The organism is Roseateles microcysteis (assembly GCF_036880965.1).
Classification (GTDB): Bacteria; Pseudomonadota; Gammaproteobacteria; order Burkholderiales; family Burkholderiaceae_C; genus JAUASW01.
Genome location: NZ_JBAJMV010000005.1, coordinates 382,798 through 398,854, shown reverse-complemented (window position 1 = coordinate 398,854; position 16,057 = coordinate 382,798). Strand labels below are relative to the sequence as shown.

At 66.1% G+C, this 16,057-nt stretch carries 13 protein-coding genes and 1 tRNA gene; 5 read left to right on the top strand and 9 right to left on the bottom strand.

Going from position 1 to position 16,057, the window contains the following annotated elements:
- Positions 1–40: 40 nt before the first annotated feature.
- The 6 genes from V3596_RS16110 to V3596_RS16085 all read right to left on the bottom strand — a co-directional run bounded on the left by V3596_RS16110 (position 41) and on the right by V3596_RS16085 (position 7,340).
- Positions 41–706 carry an N-acyl amino acid synthase FeeM domain-containing protein gene (locus V3596_RS16110; protein ID WP_334278810.1) on the bottom strand — a complete coding sequence of 222 codons (666 nt, stop codon included), beginning with the start codon at positions 704–706 and terminating at the stop codon, positions 41–43.
- A gap of 250 nt (positions 707–956) precedes the next feature.
- A complete protein-coding gene (locus V3596_RS16105; RefSeq protein ID WP_334278808.1) occupies positions 957–2,507 on the bottom strand; it encodes an amidase in 1,551 nt (516 codons plus the stop codon).
- A 30-nt stretch (positions 2,508–2,537) separates the two neighbouring features.
- On the bottom strand, positions 2,538–3,767 hold the full coding sequence (gene pcaCD / locus V3596_RS16100; RefSeq protein ID WP_334278807.1) for a bifunctional 4-carboxymuconolactone decarboxylase/3-oxoadipate enol-lactonase PcaCD: 1,230 nt from the start codon (positions 3,765–3,767) through the stop codon (positions 2,538–2,540).
- 6 nt (positions 3,768–3,773) lie between these two features.
- Positions 3,774–5,147 carry a lyase family protein gene (locus V3596_RS16095; RefSeq protein WP_334278806.1) on the bottom strand — a complete coding sequence of 458 codons (1,374 nt, stop codon included), beginning with the start codon at positions 5,145–5,147 and terminating at the stop codon, positions 3,774–3,776.
- A gap of 142 nt (positions 5,148–5,289) precedes the next feature.
- Positions 5,290–6,042: a SapC family protein gene (locus V3596_RS16090; RefSeq protein ID WP_334278805.1), complete on the bottom strand. Its 753-nt coding sequence runs from the start codon at positions 6,040–6,042 to the stop codon at positions 5,290–5,292.
- Positions 6,039–7,340: a hemolysin family protein gene (locus V3596_RS16085; RefSeq protein ID WP_334278804.1), complete on the bottom strand. Its 1,302-nt coding sequence runs from the start codon at positions 7,338–7,340 to the stop codon at positions 6,039–6,041. Before V3596_RS16085 ends, V3596_RS16090 begins: the two co-directional genes overlap by 4 nt.
- Before the next feature lie 98 nt (positions 7,341–7,438).
- Here V3596_RS16085 and V3596_RS16080 point away from each other — a divergent pair, with 98 nt between their 5' ends.
- Together V3596_RS16080 and V3596_RS16075 are read left to right on the top strand one after the other, a co-directional pair.
- Positions 7,439–8,269 carry a symmetrical bis(5'-nucleosyl)-tetraphosphatase gene (locus V3596_RS16080; RefSeq protein WP_334278802.1) on the top strand — a complete coding sequence of 277 codons (831 nt, stop codon included), beginning with the start codon at positions 7,439–7,441 and terminating at the stop codon, positions 8,267–8,269.
- Positions 8,270–8,285: 16 nt separating this feature from the next.
- Positions 8,286–8,375, top strand: a tRNA-Ser gene (locus V3596_RS16075).
- Between the two features lie 9 nt (positions 8,376–8,384).
- Here the strand turns inward: V3596_RS16075 and V3596_RS16070 are convergent.
- The 3 genes from V3596_RS16070 to V3596_RS16060 all read right to left on the bottom strand — a co-directional run bounded on the left by V3596_RS16070 (position 8,385) and on the right by V3596_RS16060 (position 12,466).
- Positions 8,385–10,310: an Ig-like domain-containing protein gene (locus V3596_RS16070; protein WP_334278801.1), complete on the bottom strand. Its 1,926-nt coding sequence runs from the start codon at positions 10,308–10,310 to the stop codon at positions 8,385–8,387.
- A 143-nt stretch (positions 10,311–10,453) separates the two neighbouring features.
- A complete protein-coding gene (locus V3596_RS16065) occupies positions 10,454–11,686 on the bottom strand; it encodes an HD-GYP domain-containing protein (RefSeq protein WP_334278800.1) in 1,233 nt (410 codons plus the stop codon).
- A gap of 132 nt (positions 11,687–11,818) precedes the next feature.
- On the bottom strand, positions 11,819–12,466 hold the full coding sequence (locus tag V3596_RS16060) for a c-type cytochrome (RefSeq protein WP_334278799.1): 648 nt from the start codon (positions 12,464–12,466) through the stop codon (positions 11,819–11,821).
- An 89-nt stretch (positions 12,467–12,555) separates the two neighbouring features.
- On the opposite strand from V3596_RS16060, the gene V3596_RS16055 reads away from it, so the two are divergent.
- The 3 genes from V3596_RS16055 to V3596_RS16045 are packed head-to-tail and all read left to right on the top strand — an operon-like array spanning position 12,556 to position 16,054.
- Positions 12,556–13,413 (top strand): AAA family ATPase, encoded by an 858-nt coding sequence (locus tag V3596_RS16055; RefSeq protein ID WP_334278798.1) that lies wholly within the window; start codon positions 12,556–12,558, stop codon positions 13,411–13,413.
- Positions 13,413–14,012 carry a GNAT family N-acetyltransferase gene (locus tag V3596_RS16050; protein ID WP_334278797.1) on the top strand — a complete coding sequence of 200 codons (600 nt, stop codon included), beginning with the start codon at positions 13,413–13,415 and terminating at the stop codon, positions 14,010–14,012. Before V3596_RS16055 ends, V3596_RS16050 begins: the two co-directional genes overlap by 1 nt.
- A 2-nt stretch (positions 14,013–14,014) precedes the next feature.
- Positions 14,015–16,054: a S9 family peptidase gene (locus V3596_RS16045; protein WP_334278796.1), complete on the top strand. Its 2,040-nt coding sequence runs from the start codon at positions 14,015–14,017 to the stop codon at positions 16,052–16,054.
- Positions 16,055–16,057 lie beyond the last annotated feature (3 nt).

Genomic DNA, 16,057 nt, shown 5'->3' with positions numbered 1-16,057 from the left:
CTCGAAAGGGCCCGTTTTAGCGGGTCGGATCTGAAGCGATTCAGACCAGCTGCAGGCCCTGCTCCATCGGCAGCATGTAGGAGTAGATGGAGCGAGCCGGTTCGCCACGCGCGGCACTGCCGCCCAAACGCTCGATCTCACGGCGAGCGTGCTCCAGCTCAAGAATCATCAGCACCGCCGGTGCGCGCACTCGCTCGTTGAAGCGGGTCTCCGCAGCGACGCTGAAACCCAGCATGCGGCGGTAGAAGGCCACATGACGCGGGTTCACCTCGATCACGAGCAGCTCGGCACGGCAGCGGTGATGGGCATAGACATAGGCAGTCTGGAACAGGCGGGCCAGGGCATCCTTGGAGGGCGCCTCCAGCTCTTCCATGGCCAGCCGCGTGAACTCGCAGATGCGGCTGCCGTTCAGGCGCAGCTCATCGAGCTCGGCGCCAAAGCACTCATCGGCGCTCAAGCCCTGCGGACCGTCCAGGCGGACGCTGAGCGTGCCCGACATGGTGTCGGCCAAGCCCAGACTGAACGTGGTCAGCTGATCGGGCTTGGACACCATGCCCTGGGTCAGGTAACCGCGCTGCGCATAGCGGCGCTGGACCAGCTCAAGGCTGCGGAGCTGTTCTAGGGTGTTGTTGACGATGGTGCTGTTGATGGGCGCGGCTTGTTGAGCGAGCGCGGGCTCGATCTGGACTTCGGCGACTGGATTCATTGGCGGGCACCCCAACTTCGTTTGCTGCGGATCAGTCTAAAGGATGTCAGTGACGGCTCTGCAACGCCCCCAGCCTTACACCTTGTGACATTCCTTACTGGCATTTCGTGACAGCGAGCTCCCTGCATTGCAGGTACATCGGCGCGGCGCGCCGGCGCTGTAACAAGCATTGGCGATATGACCCTCGCCGCGCAAACATTGGCTTGCATATTGGCTTTGAAACTTGGCGTCAAGACAACAGAAGATGCACTCACAGCGGCACCGTGCGTTTGACAAACGCGGGCGCGCGGCGATGGCGCGTCGCTTGCTCGAACGCCAGGCCCAGCGAAAGCAGCTTCCATTCGCTCCAGGCCGGGCCGACGAAAGACAGGCCCAAAGGCAGGCCTCGAACATGGCCCGCCGGCACGGTCAGGTGCGGGTAGCCGGCCACGGCGGCGGGCGTGGAGAAGCTTGAACCGTAGTGGTCGCCGGCCACCGGATCTGTCAGCCAGGCGAGGCCGCCGGTGGGTGCGATCAGGGCATCAAGACGCTGGGCCTTGAAGGCCTTGTCCAGGCCCTCTTCTCGCGCGCCCTTGGCACAAGCGGCCAGCGCCTCGCGATAGGCCGGCGTGCTCAGGTCGCCCAGGGCCTGCGCCTTCTCGAACAGCTCCTGGCCGAACCAGGGCATTTCCTGCGCCCGGTGCTGGGCATTGAAAGCAATCACGTCGGCCAGATTGCGAATCTTGTGGCCCGGCGCAAAGGCCTTCAGCCATTGCGCCAGGTTTTCCTTCAGCTCGTACAGCAGCACCGAAAACTCGGCATCGCCATAGGAAGGTGGCGCCAGCTCGGCGTTGTCCACGATCTCGGCGCCCAGTTCACGCAGCTTGGCGATGGCAGCTTCGATGGCCGCATCGGCCTCGTCGAAGCCGGTGAAGTAGTTGCGCGCCACACCCAGCCGCGCACCCTTGATCAAGCCGGCATCAAGCTTGCCAGCAGCATCGGGCGCGGCCCGGGTCACGGCATCGACAGCATCAGGGCCGCACATGGCCGCGTAGAGCAGGGCCGCATCCGCCACCGTGCGCGTCATCGGGCCGGCCGTGTCCTGGCTGTGCGCGATCGGAATGATGCCGTCGCGGCTGATGCGGCCCAGCGTCGGCTTCAGGCCCACAAGTCCGCAGATCGACGACGGCGAGACGATGGAGCCATCGGTTTCCGTGCCGACACCGAGAGTGGCCAGATCCGCCGCGATGGCAGCGGCTGTGCCGGAGCTGGAGCCGCTGGTATTGCGGTCCAGTGCATAGGGGTTGCGGGTCAGGCCGCCGCGGGCGCTCCAGCCACTGACGGAGCGCGTCGAACGGATGTTGGCCCACTCGCTCAGGTTGGTCTTGCCGAGAATCACTGCGCCGGCAGCGCGCAGGCGCTGCACGAGGTGGGCGTCGCGCGACACCCGCAGATCGGCCAGCGCAAGCGAACCCGCCGTGGTGTGCATCTTGTCGCCGGTGGCGATGTTGTCTTTCAGGAGCACCGGGATGCCGTGCAGCGGGCCGCGCAGCTTGCCGGCACGGCGCTCGCCGTCCAGCTCGCGGGCAATGGCACGGGCATCGGGATTCAGCTCGATGATGCTGTTTATCCTCGGGCCGGCCTTGTCGATGTTGGCGATGCGGGTCAGGTAGTCCTGCACAAGCCGCTCGGATGTCAGGCGGCCAGAGGCCATGGCCTGGGCCTGCGACGCTGCGGTGGCTTCGGTGCTGGAGGCGGCTGAACTCAATTTGGGGAGGGCCAGGACGGCAGCCGAACCAAGCATCAAATGGCGACGTTGCATAGGGTTGCCAGCATAGCCGGCCGAAAGATGCTATTCGCCCAGGCCGGCAAGAAAATCACTCAGCAGCCCAAGAAATTCATGCGGGTTTTCCTGGACGCCCAAATGCGCGACATCAGGCAACAAAGCCAGTCGTGACCGGGCAATCCGCCCGGCCATCGCCTCGGCCATGGCCGGCGTCGCACCCTGATCGCGGCCGCCGGCAAGCACCAGCGTCGGGCAACGCAAGGCCGCCAGGCGGCCCAGGCAATTGACGGAGCGCACCGCCTGCGCGGCGGCCACATAGCTGGCTGCGTCCTGCGCCAGCAAGGTCTCGCGCAGTTGGCTTCTCAAGCCAGGCAATGACGCGTCATCACCAAGGTAGCGCTGCAGGATCTGCTCGACCACGGCCGGCATGCCACCCGCCTCGACCGCGGCGATGCGCTGTTCCCAGGCCGGCTGAGCTTCGCTCGGATACTGCGCGGTGGTGTGCGCCAGCACCAGGCCGCGCAGCAGATCGGGCCGTGCCAGCGCCAGGCCCTGCCCCACCATGCCACCCAGGCTCAGGCCGACGAAGACCACCGGGCCACGGTCCCATTCCTCGATGAGGCGCACGGCATCAGCGACGAGCTGATCGAGCGTGTACGGGCCCGCGGGGCGGGCCGACCGGCCGTGGCCCCGCTGGTCATAGCGCAGGGTCGGATGGCCCAGCGAGGCGAAATGCGCCGCCGCGTCGTCCCAGAGATGCAGGTCCAGGCCCAGCGCATGGCTGAAGACGATGGGCGTCTTGTCGCCCTCCCCCTGGAGCACCAGGCTCAATTGCGGCCGGCTGAAGGTCTGCTGGCGGCTTGCCCGCCGTTCGGGGCTCAAGGGCTCGGGCAAGGGCGCCAGACCCTCGCCGACAAGGATCTGCTGCGTGATCTTGAAGGCGGTGTTGGCCGCCGGCACGCCGCAATAGATGGCGCCCTGCAGAAGGGTTTCCTTGATCGCCTCGATGGCCACACCGCCACGCACTGCGGCCCGGCAATGCAGCTCGAACTCCTCCCAGCGCGCCAGCCCCATGGTCATGCCCAGCACCAGCAGCCGGCGGGTTTCGTGCGGCAGGCCGGGGCGGGTCCAGACCTCCTGCCAGGCATAGCGGGTGATGAAATCCTGGAACTCGGCCGTGAAGCTGGTCGCGCCTTCGGTGGCGCGACGCACCCAGTCCTCACCGAGCGTGGCGCGGCGCATGTCCAGGCCGCGCTCGAAATCGTCGCGCCCGTCTGCGCCGCTCTTCTTGCTCATCGCCGGCTACTCCTCGCCTCGCAGGGCCTGCAAATCGACACGAGCCTGGGCCAGCAATGGATTGACCCGCGCCTCCGCGGCGCGCGCGGTGGCATGCACGTCGAACAAGGCCTCCATTGCGCCAGGAGCGATGCGCGCGGCCAGGTCGGGCTGGCGGCTGAGCAATTGCTGCGCGAGCAGCCGCAAAGGGCCCTGCCCTGCCCTCACACCGGCCAGCAGCTCGGCCATGCCTTGCTCGGCCACCGGCTGGCCCAGCGACTGGGTCAGCAGTTGCTGCAGGCTTTCGGTGAATACGAGGTCCTGCTGGCGGTCGATGTTCTCGAGCATGCGGGCCGGATTGAGCTGCAGGCCGGCCAGCGCCTCGGCCATCGCGTGCACGCTGCCGTGGCAGGTCAGTAGCAGGCCGGACCATTCGGCCTGCTCGGCCTGCCAGCTGCCCAGCGCCCTTTCCTGCTCCTGCACCATGCAGGCCAGCAAGGCGGCCACCCGCTGCGGCGCGCGGCGCGCGGCAGCCAGGCCGATCATGGCGCCTATCGGGTTGCGCTTGTGCGGCATCGCGCTGGAGCCCCCTCGCCCGCCGGCCGGGTTCTCGCCCAGTTCACCCAGCTCCGCCTGCGACAGCAAGGCAAGGTCGGCAGCCAGCTTGCCCAGGCTGCCGCACAGCACGCCAAGTTCGGCACCCAGGCGAACCCAGCGGTCGCGCTGCACATGCCAGGGCCCCGGATTCAAGGGCAAGCGCAACTGCGCAGCCACCTGATGGCAGACCGCATCGGCATGCACGCCCAGGGTGGCCAGCGTGCCGCCGGCACCGCCCAGCTGAAGGCGCAGCGCGGCATCGGCCTGGCGCCGCAACTCCTGCGCCGAGCGCAGGAGCGGCTGCAGCCATTGCAGGACCTTGCAGCGCCATGACATCACCACGGCCGGCTGCATCATCGTGCGGGCCAGCATCGGCTGTTCCCGGTACTGATCGGCCAGCTCCAGCAAGGACTGGCAAAGCGCCAGCAGGTCGGCCTCGATCAGCGCCAGCGCGCGCCGGGTCTGCAACACCAGCGCGGTATCGATCACGTCCTGGCTGGTGGCGCCCCGGTGCACGTAGCCGGCGGCCACCGGGTCGAACAAGGCCACGTTCTCGCGCAAGCGCTTCAGCAGCGGTATGGCCAGGCTGCCGGCGCTGCCGCCCGCCGCCACCAGCGCCCGCACGTCGTAGAGCTCGACGCGGCACAGGCTGCCAATCGACTGTGCGCTCGATTCAGGAATCAGGCCCAGGTCGGCCTGCCCGCGCACCAGCGCGGCCTCGAAGTCGAACATGGCCTGTATCAAGGCCTCGTCGCTGAGCAGGTCGGCCATGGCCGAGGTGGAGAGAAAGCCTTCGAAGAGCATGGCTCGATGCTAGCGAGCCATGCTGCCCGCCGGTCCTCAAGCAAACCCGCGCAGCAAAAAAACAAAGGCCGCCCCTGGGGACGGCCCTGCGGCTCGGCGGCCCGACGGCCGACGGCCTTGCTCGTCGAGCGGCGAGTCAGGCTCAGGCCTGGGTGGCCACGCCTTCCAGACCGGCCAGACGCGGCATATTGGTCATCGACACACGGTGCAGCTCGATCAGCGAGATCAGGCCGGTGCGGTGCAGCTTGAGGATGTCGGCATCGCCGAGCTTGCCGAGCTTCTCTTCGTCGATGGCCATGAAGCCTTCGACATCGAGCTTCTCGCCATTGGGCAGCGTGGCTTCGAAGCGCATGTCCTGCAGCAGGTCCATCGCGACCAGCTCATCGCAGGCCTGGCGGGTGCGCTCGGTTTCGCGCTCGAAGTTCTCGACAAAGCTCTTGGCATTGCTCAGGAACTCGGTCGGCTGGCCATCGGCCTGGAACAGCTCGGTGCCTTCCGTCTCGGAGAAACCTTCCCATTCCGCGTCGAAGCACATGGCCATCTGGTCGCTGCCCTCTTCGATGCGGACCATCGCGAACGGATAGCGGCGCAGGTAGGCAGGTGCGTAGTTGCCGGTCCACATGCCGTCCTTGACGAAGCAGTTGCTGCCGGACTTCAGGCCCAGCACGGCCAGCGAGGCCACGGCCTGACGGGAGCCGTCGGTCGGCACTTCGCCGACGCGCACGAACACGATCGGGTATTCCTTGCAGGCTTCAGCGAACTCGACTGCGGCGACGAACAGCGAGTTCATCTTCTCGACGCGCTTGACAGTCATGGTCTCGGTCTTCAGGCGCAGCTTCTTGTGGACTTCACGGTCCAGTGGCACCAGGTTGCCGTACATCGGGGGGTTGCTCATTCTTTATCTCCATCATTCGCCAGTCGGCTGACCAGCACCTTGTCCACACGCTTGCCATCGAGGTCCACGACCTCGAATCTCCACGCGTTCCACTCCACCACATCGGCCGTGCGCGGCAGACGCCCCAGCAGCAGCATGATCATGCCGGCCAGGGTGTTGTAGCGACCACGGTCTTCTTCGGGCAGTTCCTTCAGCTCCAGGCGGTCCTTCAGCTCGGGAACCGGGATCAGGCCGTCGATCAGCCAGCTCCCGTCCGCGCGTTGCACCGCCCAGGCTTCGCCATCGCTGGGCGCATTGAATTCGCCAGCAATCGCTTCAAGCACATCGCGCACCGAGATCACGCCCTGCACTTCGCCGTATTCGTCGACGACAAAGACCAGGGGTGCGTCTGATGCGCGGAAATGTTCAAGGAGTTCCATGCCGGAGAGCGTCTCCGGCACGAATACCGGCGCCACCAGTCCCTCGCCCAGCGCCAGCGGCTCGCCACCCAGTGAACGCTGCAAAAGGCCTTGTGCCGAAGTGACGCCCAGCACGTCGGTGAGCCCGCCGCGGCAAACCGGATAGCGGCTGTAGCCATGCTCGCGCAGCACGGCCAGCACGTCCTCGGCCGACGCATCGACATCGAGCCAGGCGATTTCGGCGCGCGGAATCATCATCGAGCCGATCTGGCGCTCGTCCAGGCGGAACACGTTGCGCACCATCTGGTGCTCATGCTCCTCGATCACGCCGGCGTCTCGCCCCTCTTCCAGGCTGGCGGCAATCTCTTCTTCGGTGACGCTGCGCAAGGCCTTGCCACGCAAGCCCAAGAGGCCAAGCGTGGTTTCGGTGAAGAAGCTCAGCATCTTGACCAGCGGACGGGCGGCCAGCGAGAGGCCGTTCATCGGTGGCGCCACCAGGCGGGCCACAGTCTCGGGATAGATCTGGCCGATGCGCTTGGGCACCAGTTCGCCAAAGATGATGGTCAGCACCGTGATGATCACCACCACCAGGGCGGTTGAGACCAGCTGCGTGGCCTGCTCATGCAGATGGAAGGTGCCGGTCAGCCAGGCGGCCAGCGGCGCCGAAAAGGCCGCATCACCGACGATGCCGTTCAGCACGCCGATGGAGGTGATGCCTATCTGCACGGTGGACAGAAACTTGGTCGGGTTCTCGTGCAGGTCCATGGCGGCCTGCGCACCGGACTCGCCGCTTTCCACCATCACCTGCAGCCGCGCCTTGCGTGCGGCCGTCAGGGCCATCTCCGACATGGCAAACAAGCCGTTGAGCAGGATCAGAAAGAGAACGAGCGCGGTATCCATTGAGGGCGCCAGGGTTTACCCCAGTAAGGCGCGGTCGGTTTTGAGAGCCGGCAAGAGTAGCAGATGCGTGTTGCGAATCCGACAGCACAATCCCGGCCATGAACTACATGATCGGCGACCTGCAGGGCTGTTGCGACGCTTTAGAGCGCCTGCTCCAGAGAATCGACTTCTCGCCCTCGCGCGACAGGCTCTATCTGCTGGGCGACCTGGTGAACCGGGGGCCAGCCTCCCTCGCCACCCTGCGCCGGCTCCAGGGCCTGGGCGACGCGGCCAACTGCCTCCTGGGCAACCACGACCTGCATCTGCTGGCCGCCGCCCAGGGTGTGCGCAAGCCGCATCGCAAGGACACGCTGCACGAGATCCTCGATGCGCCGGACCGCGAGGCGCTGCTCGGCTGGCTGCGCCAGCAGCGCATGGCCATCCAGGCCCATGGCTGGCTGATGCTGCACGCCGGCGTGGTGCCGCAATGGGACGCGGCCCAGACGATCGGCCTGGCCGGCGAGGTCGAGGCCTTGCTTCGCGGGCCGGACCTGCCCGAGTTCCTGCAGCAGATGTATGGCAACGAACCAGCGCAATGGGACGCAGGCCTGAACGGCATCGCCCGGCTGCGTTTCATCGTCAACGTGCTGACGCGCCTGCGCTTCTGTACGGCGGATGGCCGCATGGATTTCGAGACCAAGGATGGCGCCGGCAGCGCGCCCGAGGGCTTCCTGCCCTGGTTCGATGTGCCCGGTCGCCGCACGGCCGGGCAGCCCGTGGCCTTCGGCCATTGGTCCACGCTGGGCCTGATGCAACGGCCCGACCTGCTCGCGCTCGACACCGGCTGCGTCTGGGGTGGCGCGCTGACCGCGGCCCGTTTGCACGACGACGGCACTGCGCCCGAAATCATCCAGGTGGCCTGCCACCAGGCCCAGGCGCCGGGCGGCTAGAATGCGGCCCTCTCCTGGAAACGTGGCCGAGTGGTTTAAGGCAGCGGTCTTGAAAACCGCCGAGGGTTTATCCCCTCCGTGAGTTCGAATCTCACCGTTTCCGCCAAGCCATCCCTCAGAACTTGGGCAGATAGCGCGTGAACAGGCGCCGCCCCTGGTTGTCCTGCGCAGTCAGCCAATACTCGATCCGCGTGGCAGCAAAGCCCAGCGGCGGCGCAGGCAGGGTCAGCTTGGTGACGGCCAGGGCCGGCAAGGGATATTCCGCTATTCGCTGCGCGCCACCGCTGCCGTTGAACACGGCACGCAGGCTGACCAGGCGCAGGTCCGGGTTCGCAGTCGCCCAGGCGGTCCAGTCGGCGGTGAAGCCAGCCAGCGCGGTGGACGCAAGGAAGGCGCTGCTGCTGCTCGCGACCGAGAGGCTGGGAAAGCGCGCCAGCGCGGGCGCCTCCAGGGGCACCTCGGCGCGCAGATAGACCGCCTTGGTCTCCGGCGCCGTGCCTATGGTCATCGTGAACTGGTACTTGGCGCCGCGCAGCGCATCCATCGAACCGATCCAACCCAGCGATGAAGCCAGCAAGGCATGGTCGGCCAGCCCGCCGGTGGCCGTGGCGCTGGTGGCGCCCGGCGTGCTCGTCACGCAGAGATAGGGCCGGCTGCAGTAGGCCAGCGGGATGCTGTAGCCGCCCGGCGTCTGCACCGTGGCCGAGGCTTGCAGTTGTGCCGGCGGCGATGCCAGGTCTTGCCCCTGCACCAGCACCTGTACGCCGGCCGAAGGGTTGGGCGTGACGCTCGTGCTGGCGGTGCCGTCGGGCTCCAGCGCCAACCAGTGCAAGGGAAACAGCGCCAGCTCGCGCTTGCGGCCATTGCCCACCAGGCTCCACTTGGTCATGCCGGTGGCGGGCGTGGCCTTGTAGCTCACCGCGTCGGCGAAGAGCTCGCCCACGGCGCCCGTCGTGTCGCTGACCGGCGCAGCCACAAGCACCTTCTTGCAATCGCCGCTGGCCAGCTGGTCGTCGGCACAGCCGGTGATCAGGAAGCGCCCCAGCTGCCGATTAGCGCTGGCATAGCCGGCCAGCTTTGCCGCGAGATCTGCAGCCACGCGGCTGTCATGGCTCACATAGAGAGAAAGCAGCGGGTCTGCAGCAATGGTGGCCGCAGAAGGCCCTTGCGCAATCAGCCGGTTCAGCGCCGCACCGAGATCGTCCAGCGTGCCAATATTGCCCAGCGTGGTCGCAGCGCTGCTGGCGACCTTCAAGGTCGAGACGATGGCGGTGGCAGGCGTGCTGCCCGTGGTCTTGGCCAGCTCGGTCCTGGCCGTGGGCAGGTCGACCTGCACCTCGATGGCGTTGGTCGGCAGCAGCTTGTTGCTGATCAGCAGTTGCTCCACGCCCTTGCTGTTGCGCGAATAGCCGAGCTTGAGGCTTTCGATGAGGAGGTCGTGCGCCCCCTTGTTGGCGGCAAAGCTGCTGTCGGTCAGCAGGTTGAGCGTGGTGGGGTCGGTGACCTTCAAGTCGGTCAGCTGGTTCTTGATCAGCGTCTTCAGAAAGGTCTGCGCGCTGGCCGCCAGGCTCAGGTTGGCGAGATTGGCGGCGGTGGGCGTCGTGAACTGCGCACGCGGCTCTGCCCCCAGTGAAAGGCCAACGATGGCGTCGCTCAGCGGCGTGATGTGGGCCACCATGGTGGTCGCGGATGAGCTGACCGTTGAATGCAGGAGCTGCAGATTGCCGGCCGCGTCCAGGCCTCGCGCCTGCAGCAGCAAGGGCGCGGTTGGTGCCTTCGTCAAGGTGATGCTGTAACTGCCCTCCGAGGGATGCGTGGTGGCCGTCCCGATGGAAGTACCCGAGGCATCAAGCACCGTGACCTGCGCATTGCCCAAGGGCGCACCCACGGCTGCGATGCCGCTCAATGTGATCGGGGTGGTCGGCGTCGTGCCGCCACCGCCATTGCCACTGTCGCCGCCCCCGCCTCCACCGCCGCCGCAGGCCGACAGCGCGAGCAGCAGGGGCAGGACGGCCAGGCGGACAAGGGAAGGCGAGTTCATGGGAAAGCGGGCGCGATGGCGGGCAAAACGGCGGGCAAAACGGCGGGCGGAAATTCAGTCCCCGCCAGTATTGACCCGCCAGTCCAGTCCCAAAGCACTGTTGAAAGGGACAAAGCCGGTCCAGCTTGAGCCTTCAGTGCTGTTCAGCGCTTGTCCGGCTGAGTCCAGAACTCATCGAGGTTCTTGAATCCCCAGTCGGCAGGCACCTCGCGGCCGACGATGCGGTCGTTGCTGCTGGAGAGGTCCAGCAGCTCGACCGGGATGGGCATCTGCGACTTCGTCGAGAAGAAGACCTTGACGGTGGGTGCCACCAGGTTGGCGGCATGCTGGTCTACCACCACGCCCAGCCGCCCCGAATGGAGCTTCACCAGCGTGCCCACGGGATAGATGCCAACGCATTTGACGAAGGCCTGGAAGATGCGCGGATCGAAATGCCCCTGCCACTGCGCCATCCGCTGCAAGGAGCCGGCCGCGTCCCAGGCACTCTTGTAGGGCCGGTTGGAAGTGATGGCGTCATAGACGTCGCAGACGGCGCCCATGCGCGAGAGCAGGCTGATCTGCTCGCCCGACTGCTGGTGCGGATAGCCGCTGCCGTCCATTTTTTCGTGGTGGTGCAGGCAGACCTCGAGCGCCGCTTCAGGCACCGCGCTGCCCTCCTTCAGCGCCTCATAGCCGCGCATCGGATGCGAGCGCATCACAGCGAACTCGGCGTCGGTCAGCTGCCCCGGCTTGTTGAGCACCTCGGTGGGCATCATCATCTTGCCCACATCGTGCAGCAGGCCGGCCAAGCCGGCTTCGCGGGTCTGGGCTTCGTCCAGACCAAGCTGGCGCGACAGCGACACCATCAGCGCACAGACCGCCACCGAATGCAGATAGGTGTAGTCGTCCTTGGTCTTGAGCCGGGCCAGGCTGATCAGGGCCGAGGGGTTGCGGGCCAGGGAATTGGCCACATCCTCGACCAGGGGCAGGCATTGCTCGGCGTCCACCGCCTTGCCCAGTCGCGCCTCACCAAAGAGGTTCATCACCTGCTGGCGCGAGCGATTGACCAAGGCGGCAGCGCGGTCGATCTCGGCGCCAGCGGCCACCCGGGCAGGCCTGGCCATCTGTGAGGGCGCCATGGCGGGCGCTGGCTCAGCCACGGCCTGCACAGCGTGGGCGGGCTGCGCCGGGCTGCCGACAGGTGCGTCCTCCACCTCCAGGCCCTTTGCATCGTCGATCCAGACCGCCGCCACCTGGCTTCGCTGCAGGGCTTCCAGGTCCGCGGCCTCGACCAGCAAGAACTTGGTTTTCCAGAAAGGGTGCGACAGCCAGGGCCCGTCGAGCGCCTGGATGAACATGCCTAGCCTGACCTGCTTGGTTGGAATTCTTTTGAGCATCACGCGCGGCCATCGGCCAACAGGTCCCCAACGAGTTGGCGAGTATTACCGGTCACTGATGTGCCGACCCATTGATCAAACGCAAAAAAGCCGCCTGTTGGCGGCTTTTTCACACTTGAGCAGGTGCTTCTTTCAGCGCATGCGGGGCTGAGAGACCGTGCGCAGCTCGCCTGGCAGCGAGGCGATGTACTTGGCCATGCTCTTCAGTTCAGCTTGGCTGAACTGCTTGACCTGGCCGGCCATGATGGCGTTGCCACGGCCGACCTGCGGGTTGCCTTCGACCTGGTAGGCCTTCAGGGCCACATAAAGATAGTCGGCGTGCTGGCCGGCCAGCTTCGGATAGGCGCCATCGATGGGCTTGCTGAAGTTGGCGCCGTGGCAGGAAATGCAGGCGCCCTTTTCCAGCAGCTTGGCCACGTCACCAGGAGCAGCCGGCGCGGCCTCTGCCACGGCCGGGGCCTTGGCTTGCTGTTCGTAGTAGGCCGAGATGTCGGCGATGTCGGCCTCGCTCAGGGTCTTGGCAATGCCACCCATGGTCGGGTGCTTGCGCTCGCCCTTGGCGTAGGCGGTCAGCGCGGCGCTGATGTACTTGGCGCCCTGGCCGGCAATCATCGGCACCTTGTGGATCTCGGGGAAGCTGGCCTGATAGCCAGGAATGCCGTGGCAGCCAATGCACATGGCCACCTTCTTCTCGCCAAGGGCCACGTCCTGAGCTTGAGCCTGTGCGACGGCGCCAATGATTGCCAAGGCGGCGAAAGAAATCTGCAGCAGTTTTTTCATGGTCCCGAGTGTCTCTTGCATACGTCCGGCCGGCATTATAGGGTGACCCGTATACTGGATCGAAGCCCACGTTGCCCTTGATCTACACCATGAAATTTGCAGGCTCAGACCAGTACATCGCCACCGCCGACCTGATGCTGGCGGTCAACGCGGCCATCACCCTGCAAAGGCCGCTGCTGGTCAAGGGCGAACCGGGCACCGGCAAGACCATGCTGGCCGAGGAAGTGGCCGCCTCCCTGGGCCTGCCACTCTTGCAGTGGCATATCAAGTCGACCACCAAGGCTCAGCAGGGCCTGTATGAATATGACGCCGTGAGCCGGCTGCGCGACAGCCAGCTGGCCGGCATCGAAGGCTCGGAGCGGGTGCGCGACATCCACAACTACATCGTCAAGGGCACGCTGTGGCAGGCCTTCGAGTCGGAAACGCCGGTCGCACTGCTGATCGACGAGATCGACAAGGCCGACATCGAGTTCCCCAACGACCTGCTGCGCGAACTCGACCGCATGGAGTTCTATGTCTACGAGACCCGCCAGATGGTCAAGGCCAAGCACCGCCCCCTGGTCTTCATCACCTCGAACAACGAGAAGGAACTGCCCGACGCCTTCCTGCGCCGCTGCTTCTTCCACTACATCAAGTTCCCAGATGCAGCGACGATGCAGAGCATCGTGGATGTGCACTTCCCCGGCATCAAGGGCGAGCTGCTGGCCGCCGCGCTGAAGAACTTCTATGAGGTGCGCAACCTGCCCGGCCTGAAGAAGAAGCCGTCGACCTCCGAGCTTCTGGACTGGCTCAAGCTGCTGCTGGCCGAAGACATCCCGGTCGAGCAACTGAGCGGCACCGGCGACGGCAAGGTCGCCATCCCGCCCCTGGTGGGCGCTCTGCTGAAGAACGAACAAGACCTGACCCTGTTCGAGAAACTGGTCTTCATGCAGCGGAACAACCGTTGATGGGCAGCGACATCCTGAAACCGGTCACGCTGACCGGCCGCCATGCCAGCCTCGTCCCGCTCGCGGTGGATCAACTGGCCGGGCTGAAGGAAGCATCGGCGGACGGCGAGCTGCATCAGCTCTGGTACACCAGCGTGGCCACGCCCGAGCGCATGGAAGCCGAGATCGCCCGGCGCCTCGCGCTGCATGCCGCCGGCTCCATGCTGCCTTTCACCGTGCTCGATGCAGAAGGCCAGGTCGCCGGCATGACCTCCTTCATGAATATCGACAGCACCCACCTGCGCGTCGAGATCGGCTCGACCTGGTATGCCCGGCGGGTGCAGCGCAGTGGCCTCAATACCGAATGCAAGCTGATGCTGCTCACGCATGCCTTCGAGACGCTCGCCTGCATCGCCGTAGAGTTCCGGACGCACCGCCTGAACACCCAGAGCCGCCGCGCCATCGAGCGACTGGGCGCGCAGCTGGACGGCGTCCTGCGCAACCACATGCGCACGGCCGACGGCAATCTGCGCGACACCTGTGTCTACAGCATCACGGCGGCCGAATGGCCGACCATCAAGACTCACTTGCAGTGGCAACTGAGTAAACCCCGGGATTGAAAATGACCGCCAAGAAGGCCCTCTTCGACGTCGACGCACTGTGGGCGCTCGAACGCCTCGGCGCGCCCAGCCTTTCACCCGATGGCGCGCAAGCCGTGGCCAGCCTCAGCCGCTACGACATGGAGAAGAACCAGGGACAGTCCAGCCTGGTCCTGCTCTCCACGCTGGGTGGCGAGATGCGCACCCTGACCCATTGCGGCGAGAAGGACGGCGCGCCGCTGTGGAGCCCCCAGGGCGACCTGATCGCCTTCGTCGCCAAGCGCGAGCAGCAAGGCGTCAAGGACGAGCAGCCGCAGCTCTACGTGATCGCGCCCGACGGCGGCGAGGCGCGCCGCGTCAGCCAGGTCGCCACCGGTATCGAGGCCTTCAAATGGTTTCCGGACGGCAAGCGCATCGCCTTCATCTCCTGGGTCTGGCCGGGCCTGAAGGGTGCAGCGGCGCAGGCCAGGGCCGTGCAGGCGCACAAGGAACGCAAGGCGACCGGCTATGTGACCTCGGAGGCGCTGTACCGCTTCTGGGACCACAGCATTCCGATGGGCCGCGTGGCGCGCCTGCATGTGCTGGACATCGCCACCGGCAAGACCCGCGACCTGTTCGAGGGCTCGGACTTCGAGCTCAGCCGCACCGAGCCGGATGCCACGAGCTTCGACATCTCGCCGGACGGCAGGCGCATCGTCTTCGCTTTCGATCCGGCGGCCGAGAAGCGCATCGACAACTGCCAGGCGCTCGCCGAGGTGGACGTGCGCAGTGGCGAGGCCCGCGTGCTGCTGCAGGAAGACGGCTGGGACTTCAGCGCACCCGCCTACAGCCATGCCGGCCAGCACCTGGCCTTCCTCGCCAGCCACCAGGGCCTCAAGCACACGGCACCCAGGCAGCTTGGCGTGCTGGACACCCATGGCAACTGGGCCGTGCTGTCGGAAGACTGGGACTACGAAGTCAGCGCACCGCTCCTGTGGGATGAAGACGACCTGGGCCTGCTCTTCTGCGCCGAGGAACGCGGCCGGCGCCACCTCTGGCGCTTCGACGTGAAGAGCTGCGCCGCCTTCGTGCTGTTCCGCGGTGGCCATGCGGCCAGCTTCGGGCTGGAGGCCGGCACCCTCGTCGTCAATCACGACGGCGTTCAGCATCCTTCGCGCATCTCGGTTCTGGAAGTCGAGGGCGATGAGGAAGGCCTGGGCGCCCAGTGGCGCCGCATCGAGACTGTCAACGACAAGCTGCTCGCCGGCATCGACTTCGGCCGCGAGGAGGAAGTCTGGTTCAAGGGCGCCAACAGCGATGGCAAACACGGCGATCAGGTCCAGATGTGGCTCGTCTACCCACCCGGCTTCAACGCTCGCCGCAAGTACCCCTTGATGCACGTGATTCACGGCGGGCCGCACACCGCCTTTGGCGACAGCTGGCACTGGCGCTGGAACCACCAGGCCTTTGCCGCGCAAGGCTATGTGGTGGCCTGCGTGAACTATCACGGCTCATCGAGCTTCGGCCAGGCCTTCCTGGACTCGATCACCCACCGCTGGGGCGAGTTGGAGCTGCAGGACATCGAGGCCGCCACCGACCTGCTCCTGCAGAAGCCCTGGGCCGACAAGCGGCGCGTGTTCGCCACCGGCGGCTCCTACGGCGGCTACATGGTGGCATGGATGAACGGCCACGTGAAACCGGGCCGCTACCAGGCCTACATCTGCCACGCCGGCTGCTATGACTGGCAGGCCATGTTCGCCGACGACGCCTACACCTATCACGCCAAGGAACTCGGTGCCTGGTATTGGGACGACCCGGCCAAGATCGCGGCGCAAAGCCCGCATGCCTTTGCCCAGCACATGAAGACACCAACCCTGGTGATCCATGGCGCAATGGACTACCGCGTGCCCGACGCCCAGGGCCTGGCCTACTACAACACGCTCAAGGCCCGTGGCGTCGATGCGCGGCTCCTGTGGTTCCCGGATGAGAACCACTGGATCCTGAAGCCGCGCAACAGCCAGCTCTGGTACGGTGAGTTCTTCGCCTGGCTGGCGCGCCATGACAAAGGCGCCGCCAAACGCTAGCGG

Coding starts and splice junctions, on each gene's coding strand:
- V3596_RS16055 (WP_334278798.1), top strand. CDS start 12,556: ATGAAATTTGCAGGCTCAGACCAGTACATCGCCACCGCCGACCTGATG.
- V3596_RS16060 (WP_334278799.1), bottom strand. CDS start 12,466: ATGAAAAAACTGCTGCAGATTTCTTTCGCCGCCTTGGCAATCATTGGC.
- V3596_RS16045 (WP_334278796.1), top strand. CDS start 14,015: ATGACCGCCAAGAAGGCCCTCTTCGACGTCGACGCACTGTGGGCGCTC.
- V3596_RS16105 (WP_334278808.1), bottom strand. CDS start 2,507: ATGCAACGTCGCCATTTGATGCTTGGTTCGGCTGCCGTCCTGGCCCTC.
- pcaCD (WP_334278807.1), bottom strand. CDS start 3,767: ATGAGCAAGAAGAGCGGCGCAGACGGGCGCGACGATTTCGAGCGCGGC.
- V3596_RS16110 (WP_334278810.1), bottom strand. CDS start 706: ATGAATCCAGTCGCCGAAGTCCAGATCGAGCCCGCGCTCGCTCAACAA.
- V3596_RS16070 (WP_334278801.1), bottom strand. CDS start 10,310: ATGAACTCGCCTTCCCTTGTCCGCCTGGCCGTCCTGCCCCTGCTGCTC.
- V3596_RS16095 (WP_334278806.1), bottom strand. CDS start 5,147: ATGCTCTTCGAAGGCTTTCTCTCCACCTCGGCCATGGCCGACCTGCTC.
- V3596_RS16080 (WP_334278802.1), top strand. CDS start 7,439: ATGAACTACATGATCGGCGACCTGCAGGGCTGTTGCGACGCTTTAGAG.
- V3596_RS16090 (WP_334278805.1), bottom strand. CDS start 6,042: ATGAGCAACCCCCCGATGTACGGCAACCTGGTGCCACTGGACCGTGAA.
- V3596_RS16050 (WP_334278797.1), top strand. CDS start 13,413: ATGGGCAGCGACATCCTGAAACCGGTCACGCTGACCGGCCGCCATGCC.
- V3596_RS16085 (WP_334278804.1), bottom strand. CDS start 7,340: ATGGATACCGCGCTCGTTCTCTTTCTGATCCTGCTCAACGGCTTGTTT.
- V3596_RS16065 (WP_334278800.1), bottom strand. CDS start 11,686: ATGCTCAAAAGAATTCCAACCAAGCAGGTCAGGCTAGGCATGTTCATC.